The sequence below is a fragment of the Phoenicibacter congonensis genome, assembly GCF_902386915.1.
GTDB classification, from domain to species: Bacteria; Actinomycetota; Coriobacteriia; order Coriobacteriales; family Eggerthellaceae; genus Phoenicibacter; species Phoenicibacter congonensis.
Genome location: NZ_LR698997.1, coordinates 1,326,776 through 1,340,959, shown reverse-complemented (window position 1 = coordinate 1,340,959; position 14,184 = coordinate 1,326,776). Strand labels below are relative to the sequence as shown.

Below are 14,184 nucleotides of genomic sequence, written 5' to 3'. Positions count from 1 at the left end.
GGGGTCTGGCTCATCAAAATGTACGCTAAATCCATGAGGGTATATAATGGGACGCTCTGCTGGAATGCACGAAGGAAGGAGTGATAATGCCTGGTCACGAGAAGCGCGTCTTGTCGCTTGACGGCCTGCGAGGGCTCGGGGCGCTGATGGTGTTCCTGTATCACGTCGACATCATGGTCAAGCCGTTTGGCGCGGGGGGTCCGAGCCTCTTCCCTGGCACCGCATCGGTTATGGTGTTCTTCATCCTGTCTGGAATAGTGCTGTCTCTTGTTCCCTTTAAGCACATGGGAAACGGCGGGTACAACTGGCTTGGCTATTACCCAAGAAGGGTCGTCCGCCTTTGCGGGCCGCTGTTTGTGGCGATTGCGCTGGCCCTTCCTGCGGGCTACGTGGCCTGGCGCCTGGGGTCCACGTCGCGCTCCGCGCTTGCCGTCGCCTACGACGCGGGCCTTCCCACTGCGGTTCATGACATCCTCATGCAGTTCGACGTGCTGTTCAACGTGTCCGACGGCGTCAACAACCTCTTTGGCGCGCATCTCGTCCGCGTTGACTCTCCCGTCTGGTCCATGAGCTGGGAGCTCTGGTTTAGCCTGACGCTTCCGCTGGCCATCTGGTGCATATCAAGGATTCACCGGACGGGTCTGGCGGTTGTTGCGACCTTTATTGCGGTGCTTGTCTCGCACTGGACGGGCTACTTTCCGCTGCGCTTTTGCCTGATGTTCTGGCTTGGCGTCATGGTGGCCCGGCGATTCGACAAAATCAAGGCCGTCAAGCTTTCAATGCTGGCCGAGCTGGCGCTGCTTGTGGCCTCTGTTGGTGTTATCGAGCTCTCGCTAGTGTGGCATCCCGGTGGGGTCCTTGAGGCGTTGAAGTCCACCGCCATGAACGCGGCCTGCCTGGTGGTGGTTGTCGTCGCGATCGCCGATGGGTTCACGCGCCGTGCGCTCTCTGCGGCCCCCATGGTCTTTTTGGGAAAGGTGTCGTACAGCCTCTACCTTACCCACGCCATTGTCATCGGTGTGCTCGTTGCCCTGCTGCCCAGGCTCGGGATTGTCGACCCGCTCGCGATTGCCGCGGTCTCGCTGCCCGCAAGCATGCTCGTCTCCGTTGCGTTCTGGCGCATAATCGAGGTTCCCAGCATGAACCTGTCGCGCTCGCTGGCATCGTCAGGGCCTAGGGACGCCGTTCGATAATGCGTCGTACTTAGCTTCGTTTGGAGAGATCTGGTCATGAATAGCCCAAAGTCCGTCCACCGCGTTCTCTTTGTCTGTCACGGCAACATCTGTCGCTCGCCATCGGCGGAATTTATTTTTAAAGACATCGTTATGAGTCACGGGGTTGAAAGTGATTACAAAATTGAATCAGCGGCAACAAGCAATGATGAGATTTGGAACGGAGTAGGAAGTCCAGTCTATCCACAAGCAGCAGAGCTTTTAAAAAGGCACGGCATTGCATGTGAAGGAAAAAGAGCAAGAAAGATGGTCAAATCCGATTATGATAATTTCGATCTTCTTTTGGGAATGGATAACGCAAACATTTCTGAAATGAAACGAATTGCTGGCGGTGACGGTGACCATAAAATTCACCTGCTACTGGAATACACGAATAATCCTCATGAAATATCAGATCCTTGGTACACGCGAGACTTCGAAAAGGCCTATTCTGAAATTAATCAAGGTTGTGAGGCACTCTTCATAAAATTAAATTCTTAAGGAAGTTCACAGTCAGTGCAAATTTTATTTTTGACGTCTTTGTTGTTGGAAGTGCCTGTTGCCCGTGGTTTTTCTGTTTGTTGTTTAAATTTTTGATTTTTTAAAAATTGTTTTTTATGTTTCTTTGTTTTTGTAGAGGGGTTTAGATTCTTTTGCTCTAGATTACTCCGAATTTGAAAAAGGTTTGTTTTGGTTTTTGAACAATAATTGCTCTTGTAGTTCCCTTTTACGCCTTAGCTAAATCCTCGAGTTCGGGAAATTTCTCACGGACTCGTTCAAAACCTTTTGCGCCTTCATGCATGATTGTACATTTGCTGCAATCTTTGGTGCCATCGTCCAAATAGCAAAAGTCTCCTCCGCAATTTGGTCCTAGTGCATAAAGCGGGCAGTAGCAAAAGATGCAGTTGAATTTAACTCCCTCTGCTATTGAGTGGCAAGGGTAATAGGGACAGTCACTGTGAGTGAACACCAGCTGTTCATCATGTGTCACATTCATCCTGTTATCCCTTTCGCAAACTTTCTGCCAATCTCAATTTTAATTCCTTTAATCCGTTTTTTATGTTTGTCTTCCTACGTTGTAGAGACGAGGCAGTGATGTCTGACACCAGTGAAAACTTGGCATAACGAAAAGTTTAACGATTCCAAAGCCCACCTCGTTTTTTTTGTTTATCTTGGTTCTTCCCAATTTCCGCCCAAAAAACGCATTTGCAACGAATTATTTTGATTATGTTAAATTTTTGAAAACAGGACACTTGTGCTTGATGTGTGGCATTTTTGCAGCGATATACTACGCATTGCATGCAAAGGGCATGCGCGTCGATGTCGCGCATTCCAAAGCAATACAGCACGCACTAGACTGACTTTTCTGCCACATTTCTGCGCGACCCACTTTGCTTGGGATGTTCGGTTTGACGAAAGTGTGATTAGGAAAGGAAGTTAGAAATGAAAACACTTGAAAAAATAAGTGATTTCGCAGGAAAGTACATGGCATTCATCGCGTTGGCGGTCACAGTCATTGCTCTAATTATTCCAGGACCTACCCACACTATTCTACCCACAAGTTGGGTCAATCCGTTGCTAGGCATCGTTATGTTTGGAATGGGCATGACGCTCAAACTTTCCGATTTTAAAGTTGTATTCATAAAGCCAAAGGCTGTCATCACTGGCATTTTCTCGCAATTCATCATCATGCCTTTTCTGGCATGGGTTTTATGTCTCATATTCCAGTTGCCAACCGAACTTGCAGTCGGCGTAATCCTTGTTGGTTGTTGTCCTGGTGGAACATCGTCTAACGTCATGACCTATCTGTCAAAAGGCGATGTTGCGCTGTCGGTCGGCATGACCGCCTGCACCACAATCATGGCTCCAGTTGTGACCCCAGCTCTTGTTCTTCTGCTTGCAGGTCAAACAATTAACGTTAGCTATGTGAGTATGCTCATGTCAATCGTTCAAGTTGTTCTTGTGCCAATAGTTTTAGGGTTTTTAATTAACGCAGTTGCTCCAAAAGTTTCAGAAGTGTTCGGAAAGGTCCTCCCACTCATCTCTGTAATCGCAATATCGTTGATTATCATGGCTGTTGTCTCGGCTAATGCAGCAAAAATAATGACAAGCGGACTTTTGATTATTGCAGTTGTTATGCTCCACAATGTACTTGGATATGCACTTGGTTATGGTGTTGGTCGCGCACTTCATCTTTCAAAGGCACAAGTGCGCACACTGTCAATCGAGGTTGGCATGCAGAACTCTGGGCTTGCAACTTCTCTAGCTTTGACTCACTTTGCATCAATGCCTCTCGCAGCTGTTCCCGGCACCGTGTTTAGTGTTTGGCACAACATCTCTGGAGCTGTTTATGCAAACATCCTTGCAGCTACAGCGGGGAAAACTTCCGATGCTAAACAGGAAGGAGCTGAGGAAGAAAACACAAACAATCAAGCCGCCGACAAAAAAGCATCAGCTCACGCATAAAGTATGAATAAAAACAAATGCCCAGGGAAACCTTGTGTAACCCTGGACATTTTTCTTTTAGTCGAGTTTTTTCAATTCGTTAAAGTTATATGCAATCACATTGATTGGGCAGTCGTCTTCGTCTCATAACTTGACTTCGCATCTGGGGCATTCTCCCATATATGCTTGCTACGACTCGAATTGTTCCCTCAGGTAAACCTCCGCGTTCAATCAGCGAATTCACTCGGTTGTTCTCATCTATCTCCATTTTCTTTTACTCTCTGGGAAGTTAGCTATCATTCCTTGAATCATAGAGCCTTTATCAATTTGATAAACTGCTAATACTTTTTTTGTGCGGCCATTCTTGCCAACAACAGGAATTCTGAATTCATGTTTTGTTCGGTATTCAGACAGGGAGACCTCATAATGAACTGTTTTCCCTGATAGCACTGCTGTGTGAGTCTGATTTATCAAGCCTGAAGCATATGCTATCGTAAATCCATTGACCTTTTTTCGTATGCTTCTGCCTTTCCTGCTGAGTTTGGGTTTTCTTAATTTAAAGAGTGCACGTCTAAATTTCCTAAAGGTGCTAAGGACAGTTCATAATTTCGCGTCTATTTTCCAAATGACTTAAGTTACGAATCGGTTTCTTAATGAAGCGAAAGCAATATTGCGCGCACAGATTTTCGCGATAACACGAGTAGTGAAAAGGTCTTGTTTGAGCGGGCTAAAGTGATGCGAATAAACAAGCGCATCTAATAATGTCTTGAGAATTCAGATTTTCGCGAACGGAGTTGTTGCTGGCCTTTGAACCGTAGTAACGTCGTGCAGTGAAAAGTTGCTTCTCAGGAGGATTTACAGCGTTTAAAAAAAGCGATGCCCTTCATCGCTTTAACATGGTGCGCCCGGTAGGACTCGAACCTACAACCGCCGGATTAGAAGTCCGATGCTCTATCCGTTGAGCCACGGGCGCGCTTAAGACTCACATATTATAGCAAATGCAGCCGCTAAGGATACACACATTTTTATTCATGAGCTTTAAACATTACGGGCCTGATTCATTTCTTAATCGTCGACTTGGCTATAATGAGGATTTGGGATTTGGAAGGTCTACTTCTGCGCTTTGGTGGGCTTTTCAATCTGTTAGCTATTCTAAAAAAATATTTGAATAGCTGTGTTATCGACTTTTAATTGGGGGAGGTTACATGACTCTTAAGAAAATTATGGCATCTGCATTGAGCGCTGCACTTTGTTGCTTTGCTCTTGTTGGATGTGCAGGACAATCGAGCGACAGCAGCTCTGACAACGAGCAGCTCGAAGACAAGCTCGTCATTTATTCAACTCATCCAGAGGCACTTTTACAAGAAGTTGCTGATGACTTTACGGCTGAAACTGGTGTACCAGTTGAATTCATTAACCTCAAAGGCGGTCTTGCTGATCGTGTTTTGAGCGAGAAAGACAACCCACAAGCTGACATTATGTATGGTGGATCTACAACAACGTTCACCGAGCTTGCTAAGCAGGGTTGCTATGAGAAAACAAACCCATCTTGGGCAAATGAACTTGATTCTAACTTCAAGGACAAAGATGGCCAGTGGTACGCAACAATTCAAACACCAGTCGTTATGTTCTACAACACTGAAATGATGAGTGAAGCTGATGCTCCTAAGAACTACAACGACCTTGCAGATTCTAAGTATGCAGATCAGGTTGTGACACGCGACAATGCATCTTCCTCACAGCGTGAGTGGATTTGCGCAATGATTTATGCAAACAGCAAAGATGGCAACATGGACAAAGCAAATGAGTGGCTCAAAGGCCTTGCTTCAAACACGAAGAACTACTACAACTCAAGCTCAATGATGTTTAAGGCAATCGGCAACAAAGAAGCTGCCATTGGTGTTTCAACGTTGAATGACGTACAAAAGAACATCGAAAAGAACGGAATGCCTTTGAAGGCAATCGATTCTAGCGATGGCAACGTTATCTCAGTTGACTGCGTTGCAGCTCTCAAGAATGCTCCTCACTCAAAAGCAGCTGCTAAATTCGTTGAATTCTGCGGAACTGCAAAAGAACAGGCAAAGATTGCTAATTCTCAATCACGCATCCCAACACTCAAAAGTGCTCTCAAAGACAGCCCTGAGTGGATGCAAAAAGAAATGAAGATGCTTGATGTTGACACAGCAACTATTGCATCACATCAGTCTGAGTGGCTTGATCTTTGGAACAACACTGCCTATGACACAAGCAAAGTTGTTGAAGCAGAAAAGAAATAACTGGGACGATTAGAACAAAGGTTAGTAATGAGCGGTATTGCAATTAAGGATTTGTCTTTTTCCTATGGAGAAGCTGATGTATTAAAAAACATCAACCTCGACATTAAAGAAGGAGAGTTTCACTCGCTTCTTGGGCTTTCGGGCTGTGGAAAAACGACACTTCTTCGTCTTGTGGCAGGATTTTTAACACCCAGCAAGGGAAAAATTCTTTTAGATGGTCGCGACATTACTAACCTTGCACCAGAAAAGCGCAACATGGGCATAGTTTTTCAGAACTATGCCCTTTTCCTACACATGAGTGTTGCTGAAAACGTTGCTTATGGCTTGAAGGTTGACAAAGTGCCTGCAAGCGAAATCACTAAACGCGTTGATGAATATCTAGACCTCTTGAACATGTCTGAGTTTAAAAACAGAAATGTTCGCGAATTGTCGGGAGGGCAGCAGCAACGGGTAGCCTTGGCAAGAGCACTAGCGCGAGGCGTGGATGTTCTTTTGCTAGATGAACCAATGAGCAACTTAGACATTTCACTTCGCGAAAAAATGCGCGTTGAACTGAAGAATATTCAACAGCAAATTGGAATTACAACGCTACTGATTACTCATGAGCAGTCAGAAGCGTTATCTATTTCTGATAGTGTTTCGGTCATGAATAACGGCGTCATTGAGCAAACGGGCACGCCCTATGAAATCTATGAAAGCCCAAACACCGACTTTTTGCGCACTTTTGTGGGTGACATGAACGTGTTCGATGCGGGTTCGCAGTGGTCGACATTTGACCACATTGATGCAAATGGGAAAGTGTTTATTCGCCCTGAGCATCTTGTTGTTAGCCGAGATCCGAGTGAGTGTGCAATAGAGGGCATAGTCAAGCGTGTCAAATATGAAGGAGCAATTATCCAGTGCTTTGTAGAAGTGGGAAATCAGCTCGTTAAAGTTATGATGCTAAACACTAAAACGGCGTGCAAATTCAAGCCTGGCGACACTGCGTTTGTGAGCGAGGCAAAATAATGGGCTTTGTGTCGGACATTCGCAAACAGCCACTTAAACTCATTTTCCTAGCTTTTGTCATTCTGTTTGCGATTGGCTACATTTTGTTGCCGCTCGTTCAAACTATTGTTAAGTCGGTTACTGTTAACGGTGCGATTTCTTTTCAAGGATACATAGATTATTTCTCTAAGCCTGCTAACCTCACTGTTCTTGCTAATACATTTACTGTTGGCTTTTGTTGTGTGTTGAGTTGCGGTCTTCTTGGAACACTGTTGGCAGTCTACATGCGCTTTTTCTGTAAAAAACGAAAGGCGCTGTTGCAAATTCTGTTAATGAGCCCCGTTATGATTCCTGGCATTGTGATTGTCATTGCGTTTTCTCAAATGTATGGCGAGAGTGGTGTTATCACGCAGGCGATTAAGGCACTGCTTGGTCTCGGTGCCGCGCCCTACAAGTTTGAAGGCCTAGGTGCCATCGTCCTTGTCATCACATACACACAATATGTCTATTTCTTTATCAATATGCACTCCGCGTTAGAGCAAATTGATGCTTCAACCGTCGACGCTGCCAAATCACTTGGTGCAGGCAAGTTTAAGGTTTTTAAAGACGCGATACTCCCTCCGCTTTTGCCAGCAATCTGCATTAGTTCAATGACAACGTTTGTCTCAGCTATTGGTTCTCTTTCTGCACCAACCCTTGTTGGCGGAAGCTATCGAGTTTTAGTGAAACAAATTGCCGATTCCAAGCTCAATTTTGACATGTTTAACACTTCAATAGAAGTGACGATACTGTTGTTGTTTGGCGTTATAGTGACAGCTTTTTGTTCCTGGTTGAGCGCACGTTTTTCGGGTAATGTGTCAACTCGTCACGTTAATTATGAACCCGACTTTGGGAAAAATCACAAAGTTCTAAAAACTGTGTTCGTGATTTTTGTGATTATTCAGGTTTTCATGATTTTGGCGCAGGTGTTTCTAGTCTTTTGGATGAGCTTTCAATCGGGCAAAGCAATTATGACTCAGGTGGTGCCGCATGAATTCACGCTTGACAATTTTGTAGCACTATTCAACAATCCGCGTGACCTTGCCCCTTTGAAAAACTCGATTGAGATGGCAGGTCTTGCAGTAGTTGTTTCAACGCTGGTTGCTTTGCCTACTGCCTATTTTAGAAGTCGTGTGAAGGGTAGGGGAGCAGGCGCATTCGCTCGCCTCGCGCAACTCTCAATTACAGTTCCGTGGTGCATACCTGCGTCAGTCGTGGCTGTCGGATTGATTGTTTCATTCAACGTTCCAAATATCTTTGCATTTGGGTCTACGCTTGTTGGAAAGTTTGAAATTCTTCCGCTTGCCTACACAATTGTTGCGCTTCCAATCATGCTCAACACCTCACGCATCGCCCTCGGATCCATGCCAGAGAATTCTGAAGAAGCAGCTCGCTCACTTGGATCAAATTCGTTAAGAACTTTCATGAGCGTGGTTTTGCCGATGATTGCAGCCGGAATCATGTCGGGCGCCATTCTTGTTTTCGTGAAAATGATGGGAGAGTTTACAATGTCTTCTCTCCTTTATGGCGTGTTTAACAGGCCAATTTCGGTATCAATTATCACAAATATGCAGGAATACAACCTTGGCATCGCAATGGCACTTGGCGCAACAGTCATCGTTATATGCACTGCACTTCTTTTCTTAATCTTGAAGTTAGACCGAAAGAAGCTAGGTCTCACACAAGACTAGCTTCTACATTATCTCCAGTGTACTAACCTGTTGATGTTGGAATCGTAAAGAGCGTTACAAGACTAGCTTCTACATTCTCTCCGGTGCACTAACACCAAGAAGCCCAAGCACAAGAGCAATGAGTTTGCGCGTTGCATCGCAGAGTGCCAAACGTGACTTCTCGAGCCCCTTGTCGTCTTGAATGACTTTGCAGTTTGTGTAAAAGCTGTGGAACAGGGAAGCGAGCTCCTCAACGTAGTGAGTGCATCTGTAGGGTGCGCGATCTTTTGCAGCTGATTCAATGAACGATTTGAAGTCGGCCATTTTACGCATCAGTGCAAGTTCCGATTCGTGTGACAGAAGGCTCAAATCGGGGTTTTCGCCAATCAGTTTTTCTGCCAGTTCATCGGTAGAAAGCGACTTGATTTCGTCTTCTGTCATTCCGCTTTCTGCCGCTGCTTTTCTTAATATTGAACAAATGCGAGCGTGAGCATATTGCACATAATAGACAGGGTTAGAAGAGTCTTTTTTCTTTGCAACTTCGATGTCGAAATCGATTGGTTGGTCACTTGATTTTGCAAGCATCAAATAACGTGTTGCGTCAGGACCAACTTCTTCGATGAGTTCTTCGAGGGTCACCATCTCGCCTGTGCGCTTTGACATGCGCACCGACTCTCCATTTCTGAATAGATTAACGAGCTGCCCAAGCACAACTTCGAGTTTGTCTTTGTAGCCCCAGGCTTCCATCATGCACTGGCATCGTTTGACATACCCGTGATGATCTGCGCCCCAAATGTTAATCAGGTGAGTGAAGCCGCGCTGCATTTTGTTAAAGTGATAGGCAACGTCGCTCATGAAATAGGTCATCTCACCATTTGCTTTAATTAGCACGCGGTCTTTGTCGTCACCCAACGCGCTTGACTTAAACCAAACAGCACCGTCTTTATTAAAAATGTAGCCTTTCGATTCCATGGCAGCAATTGCATGGTCTACCATGCTCTTGCCATTTTTATCAGGCACATAAAGTGTTCTTTCAGAGAACCAAACGTCAAAAGTTGTTCCGATTGAGGCACAAATCTTCCTTTGATTTTCTAGCATCATTTTGTAGCCAATTTCGCGGAATTCACATTTGCGCTCATCATCAGTCATTGACTCATATTTTTTGCCTTCGTCATCGATGATTGATCGCGCGATGTCGGCGACATATGCACCTCCATAGCACTGCTCTGGCATCTGAACGTCATGTCCAAGGAGTTGCATGTAGCGAACTGAAATTGAGTTTCCAAAAACATCCATTTGCACACCGTGGTCGTTTACATAAAACTCCTCAGTCACTTCATAGCCTGCATGTCTCATAACATTTGCAATGCTTGATCCAAGTGCTGCCCAGCGACCATGACCCACGTGCATTGGGCCTGTTGGATTTGCTGATACATATTCAAGATCAACTTTCTCGCCTGCACCAAAGTCGCTTTTTCCGAAGTTTTTGCCTTCGCTTCTCAGTTTTACGATGACATTTTGCAATACGTCATTTGCAAGCTTGAAGTTAATAAACCCTGGCCCTGCTATTTCAGCTGATGCTATCAATTCATTGTTTGGAATGTGTGCCACAATTGCTTCTGCAATTGTTCGTGGCGCGCAATGAGCTGCTTTTGCGCTGCGCATTGCAACAGTCGATGCCCAGTCGCCATTAGATTCATCTCGTGGTCGTTCAAGAGCGGGGTCAGGGATTTCGTTTGAGTCCATTGTTAATGAACCGTCATTGATCGCAGCCTCGAAAGCTTGCTTGATAAGTGAGCTTAATTTCTCTTGAATTTCCATTTCGTCTTGCCTTTTATCTCGCGTTTTTACGTAACTCTGAATTATAACATGCAATAACTTGTGGCAGAAATTGTTAAACATCGCACAAAGAAAAGCCTGGTATTCATATTTAGGAGCGGCGCTAGAGAATAGAGGAGAGCAGAAACTCACGATAAATGAACGAAAAAAATCCTGGCGCATTCGTTATACGATAATTTTTAAGAGTTGTCAGATTTGCTCGGATTTATGCTTGTAAGATTGGAGCGGATGACGGGAATCGAACCCGCGTTGAAAGCTTGGAAGGCTTTAGTTCTACCATTGAACCACATCCGCTTGACCAAGTGAAAAACTGGTCGGGACGACAGGATTCGAACCTGCGACATCTTGTACCCAAAACAAGCGCGCTACCAGACTGCGCCACGTCCCGAAATCAGCACGTCTAATAATAGCATATGCGTTAATAAATCAACAAAGAAATCTTAGTTTTTTGGAACTTCTTGTTTATGACGCGCATGGTTAGCTCGCGTTATTCATTTATTTTTTGGCTTCCAGCTAAAGTCGCCTATTCGTTTACGGTGAGCCGAATTCTCAACTTTTTAGTGAAGAACGCAATCGCTAAATGAGTTGTTAGACATTCATCATGAGTTTCAAAATGCAATCGTGATTTGTTTAAACTAAAAGCATTGCGTCGCCAAATGATAAAAATCTGTAACCTACTTTTTTTGCTTCTTCATATGCATTCATAATGTTGTCTCTTCCAGCAAATGCCGAGACGAGCATCATGAGCGTTGATTTTGGCACGTGAAAGTTCGTAATCATCGCATCCACGACATTAAAATGTGAACCTGGCATTAAATAAAGTGAAGTTGCTGCGCGGCAGCAAGGTTCGATTGAGCTTGTGCGCAAAAAACATGACTCCAGTGAACGAACGCTTGTGGTGCCAACGGCAAAAATGCGTCCGCCGTTAGCACGTGTTTCATTTATGGCATTGACAGTGCTTTCAGGCACCGAATATGTTTCGGTGTGCATCGCATGATCTTCTGCATTTTCCTCATCGACCAGGCGGAAGGTGTCAAGACCCACTTCCAAGTCAACTGTGGCCCAGCCGACCCCTTTTTCTTCGCACTTAAAAATGAGCTCAGGCGTGAAATGAAGGCCGGCAGTTGGAGCTGCTGCACTTCCTTCGTGTTTTGAGTAGACAGTTTGATACATTTCTTCGTCGCCAGAATAATCATGAATATATGGCGGTAGTGGAACTTTTCCAACCTCATGAAGCGCCTCATCAAGGCTTGGAAGCTCTGTTGTGAGTTCAACAACCCTCTCGCCCTTTTGCGCGTTTTTAAGATCTTTTGCCCAGTCGATAATTCTTGCTTTAATGGCTACATTTCCTTTAATGTCAAAAAACTCAATTACAGCATCTGACCCAGGTTTTAGCCTCTTGCCCGGACGAACAAGTGCTTCCCATTTTGCGACTTTTGAATTAACTTTATTTTCAATCATGGGGCGAAGAAGCAGGATTTCACACACTCCGCCAGTCCCTCTCTTTTTGCCAATCAGTCGCGCTGGTATAACTCTCGTTTCGTTTGCTATCAACAGGTCGCCCGGATTAACATAATCAACGATGTCTTTGAAAATCTTATGTTCAATTTCGCCTGAGTCTTTATGCAAAACGAGCATTCTGCATTCGTCACGAACCTCCGCTGGAGTTTGCGCAATCAGTTTTTCTGGTAGTTCATAGTCAAAATCGCTAGTGAGCATCTCTCTCTTCTCTCATCTTTTTTAATATCTCGCGCTGTTTTGCGCGTTTTTTTGCATAGTCGGCTTTCTCTTCGCGTTGTTTTTGAAGTTTTTCTTCTCGCTCCTGCTGTCGCTTTGCTTTTATCGCTTTAGTTCTTTTCTTTTCAGCTTCTGCCTCTGCTTTAGAAGGCAGGCATCCACAGTAATTCTGCCTGTAGAGCCCTTCTTCTTTTGCACGTTTTTGGGCCGCTCGATAATGCGTTGAATAATCTTTAAAAAAACAATCAATGTCTTCTTTTTCACATGCTTTTTTAAGCTCTTCTTTAATGGTTAAGGTGTATTGGTAGGGGCTAATCGTGAGTGTGGTTCCAAGGCCACGAAACCCGTTTTGTTTTGCAAATTTTGCTGCTCGCTCGAAACGGATGCGATAGCATTCTCGGCATCTGTTCGGTTTTTGGGCAAGAAGACCTTTTGTTGCCTCTTTCCATTCGCATGGGCTGTAGTCATCTTCGATAAATGAAACATCGTGCATTTTGCACCAATCGCGAATAGTGTCTCGTCTGCGCTCATATTCTTCAAGTGGAGCTATGTTTGAATTTGAATAAAAAACAACTGGCTCGATGCCGCGATCACGCAATATTCTAATTGGCTCTAAAGAACATGGACCACAACATGCATGCAGCAAAAAGCTTGTGTTCTCATTTGATTGTGTTTTGGTTGGGCTCATAGCCATAAATTATAATTTAGTGCTTGCAAAACAATTATTTAAACAACGAGTGGAGTAACATGTCACTTTTTGATTGTCGAATTGACGCTGTATGTGGTCACGCGCGGGCACTAACATATGAAACCGCGCATGGAAACTTTCAGACGCCAATGTTTATGCCTGTTGGCACCAGTGCAACTGTAAAAGGAATAACGCCAAAGGTTTTGAAGGAGCTAAATTCTCAGGTAGTGCTTGCAAACACCTATCATCTTTCGATGCGCCCCGGAGCAGATTTGATTGCCGAAGCTGGTGGCGTTCATAAGTTTATGAATTATGATGGCCCAATGCTGACAGATAGTGGCGGTTTTCAAGTTTTTTCGCTAGCCGACACAGTGAAACTTGACGAAGATGGTGTCACATTCAAAAGCATTTATGATGGACATAGAGTCAAGTGGACGCCAGAAGAGAACATGGCAATTCAGCAAAAGATTGGCGCCGACATCGTTATGCAACTAGATCAGTGCGCACCCTATCCAGCAGAAAAAGACTTCGTTGCTAGAGCTGTGGAGTTATCTTCTATGTGGGCAAAGCGCTGCTTGGCATCACACACTAAAAAAGATCAAACACTTTTTGGAATTGTGCAAGGCGGAATGCATCTTGACCTTCGTCTCCAGTCGATAAACAGCCTTATCGAAATTGAAAACGAAAGCATGGCAAACGGCGGAAGAAGATTCGGAGGTTTTGGAATCGGTGGTTATTCTGTCGGAGAAGATCACGAAACCATGTTTGAAACTCTTGGGGAGGTTGCTCGAGCACTACCTCAAGATCGTCCTCGATATTTGATGGGGGTTGGAAATCCCACTACGTTAGTTCGTGCCGTAGGTGAGGGCGTTGACATGTTTGACTGCGTTTTGCCAACCAGAACTGCACGAATGGGCACTGCTTTTTCTTCAAAAGGGCGCATGAACATGCGAAATGCGAAATTTGAACATGACTTCACACCTCTTGACCACGAATGTGATTGCTACACTTGCAAAAACTTCACTCGTGCCTATATTCGTCACTTGGTAAAACAAAATGAGATGCTTGGCAGCATTCTTCTTTCAATTCATAACATTCACTTCCTGCTTGATTTAATGAGAAGAGCGCGTGCTGCAGTTATAGCCGGAAATTATTCTGAATTCCTTTCTGCTTGGCTGAACTCCGAAGGGGCCAACGACTACTAACTCCATCATGCTAAAATTATATATATGGTTTTTACTATAAACCGTTTCTGCAAGTCTGTTTGTTCACGATGTTGTTTTGTGACATTT

General features: G+C 44.7%; 12 protein-coding genes and 3 tRNA genes. 7 read left to right on the top strand and 8 right to left on the bottom strand.

Annotated elements, in window-relative coordinates:
• The first annotated feature begins 86 nt into the window (after positions 1 to 86).
• Both FXZ76_RS05850 and FXZ76_RS05845 read left to right on the top strand, forming a co-directional pair.
• On the top strand, positions 87 to 1,193 hold the full coding sequence (locus FXZ76_RS05850) for an acyltransferase family protein (RefSeq protein WP_079536614.1): 1,107 nt from the start codon (positions 87 to 89) through the stop codon (positions 1,191 to 1,193).
• Positions 1,194 to 1,229: 36 nt separating this feature from the next.
• Positions 1,230 to 1,712 carry a low molecular weight protein-tyrosine-phosphatase gene (locus FXZ76_RS05845; protein WP_079536611.1) on the top strand — a complete coding sequence of 161 codons (483 nt, stop codon included), beginning with the start codon at positions 1,230 to 1,232 and terminating at the stop codon, positions 1,710 to 1,712.
• A 226-nt stretch (positions 1,713 to 1,938) separates the two neighbouring features.
• Here FXZ76_RS05845 and FXZ76_RS05840 read toward each other — a convergent pair whose 3' ends face one another.
• The gene (locus FXZ76_RS05840; protein WP_079536609.1) at positions 1,939 to 2,208 is read right to left on the bottom strand and encodes a cysteine-rich small domain-containing protein; all 270 of its coding nucleotides are present in this window, start codon (positions 2,206 to 2,208) and stop codon (positions 1,939 to 1,941) included.
• 446 nt (positions 2,209 to 2,654) lie between these two features.
• Here FXZ76_RS05840 and FXZ76_RS05835 point away from each other — a divergent pair, with 446 nt between their 5' ends.
• Complete coding sequence (locus FXZ76_RS05835) at positions 2,655 to 3,677, top strand: bile acid:sodium symporter family protein (protein ID WP_079536604.1); 1,023 nt, start codon at positions 2,655 to 2,657, stop codon at positions 3,675 to 3,677.
• Between the two features lie 237 nt (positions 3,678 to 3,914).
• Here FXZ76_RS05835 and FXZ76_RS05830 read toward each other — a convergent pair whose 3' ends face one another.
• Together FXZ76_RS05830 and FXZ76_RS05825 are read right to left on the bottom strand one after the other, a co-directional pair.
• Positions 3,915 to 4,130, bottom strand: a complete 216-nt coding sequence (locus tag FXZ76_RS05830) for a hypothetical protein (RefSeq protein ID WP_147571558.1) — start codon at positions 4,128 to 4,130, stop codon at positions 3,915 to 3,917.
• A 423-nt stretch (positions 4,131 to 4,553) separates the two neighbouring features.
• Positions 4,554 to 4,629: transfer RNA gene (locus tag FXZ76_RS05825), tRNA-Arg, on the bottom strand.
• A 232-nt stretch (positions 4,630 to 4,861) separates the two neighbouring features.
• On the opposite strand from FXZ76_RS05825, the gene FXZ76_RS05820 reads away from it, so the two are divergent.
• Genes FXZ76_RS05820 through FXZ76_RS05810 form a run of 3 tightly spaced genes read left to right on the top strand, consistent with a single transcriptional unit; the run spans position 4,862 to position 8,649 of the window.
• A complete protein-coding gene (locus FXZ76_RS05820) occupies positions 4,862 to 5,932 on the top strand; it encodes an extracellular solute-binding protein (protein ID WP_197682112.1) in 1,071 nt (356 codons plus the stop codon).
• A 27-nt stretch (positions 5,933 to 5,959) separates the two neighbouring features.
• Entirely contained in the window at positions 5,960 to 6,940 is a 981-nt protein-coding gene (locus FXZ76_RS05815) for an ABC transporter ATP-binding protein (RefSeq protein ID WP_079536601.1), read from the top strand.
• Positions 6,940 to 8,649 carry an ABC transporter permease gene (locus FXZ76_RS05810; RefSeq protein ID WP_079536598.1) on the top strand — a complete coding sequence of 570 codons (1,710 nt, stop codon included), beginning with the start codon at positions 6,940 to 6,942 and terminating at the stop codon, positions 8,647 to 8,649. Before FXZ76_RS05815 ends, FXZ76_RS05810 begins: the two co-directional genes overlap by 1 nt.
• 69 nt (positions 8,650 to 8,718) lie before the next feature.
• On the opposite strand, the gene argS is transcribed toward FXZ76_RS05810, so the two are convergent.
• From argS to FXZ76_RS05785, 5 genes are all read right to left on the bottom strand, one after another.
• Complete coding sequence (argS, locus tag FXZ76_RS05805; RefSeq protein ID WP_079536595.1) at positions 8,719 to 10,449, bottom strand: arginine--tRNA ligase; 1,731 nt, start codon at positions 10,447 to 10,449, stop codon at positions 8,719 to 8,721.
• Positions 10,450 to 10,687: 238 nt separating this feature from the next.
• A tRNA-Gly gene (locus tag FXZ76_RS05800) sits at positions 10,688 to 10,761 on the bottom strand.
• Positions 10,762 to 10,778: 17 nt separating this feature from the next.
• Positions 10,779 to 10,855: transfer RNA gene (locus FXZ76_RS05795), tRNA-Pro, on the bottom strand.
• Positions 10,856 to 11,097: 242 nt separating this feature from the next.
• Positions 11,098 to 12,186 carry a tRNA preQ1(34) S-adenosylmethionine ribosyltransferase-isomerase QueA gene (queA, locus tag FXZ76_RS05790; protein WP_079536594.1) on the bottom strand — a complete coding sequence of 363 codons (1,089 nt, stop codon included), beginning with the start codon at positions 12,184 to 12,186 and terminating at the stop codon, positions 11,098 to 11,100.
• Complete coding sequence (locus FXZ76_RS05785) at positions 12,176 to 12,892, bottom strand: epoxyqueuosine reductase QueH (RefSeq protein WP_157887303.1); 717 nt, start codon at positions 12,890 to 12,892, stop codon at positions 12,176 to 12,178. Before FXZ76_RS05785 ends, queA begins: the two co-directional genes overlap by 11 nt.
• Positions 12,893 to 12,951: 59 nt before the next feature.
• Here FXZ76_RS05785 and tgt point away from each other — a divergent pair, with 59 nt between their 5' ends.
• Entirely contained in the window at positions 12,952 to 14,097 is a 1,146-nt protein-coding gene (gene tgt / locus FXZ76_RS05780) for a tRNA guanosine(34) transglycosylase Tgt (protein WP_079536590.1), read from the top strand.
• Positions 14,098 to 14,184 lie beyond the last annotated feature (87 nt).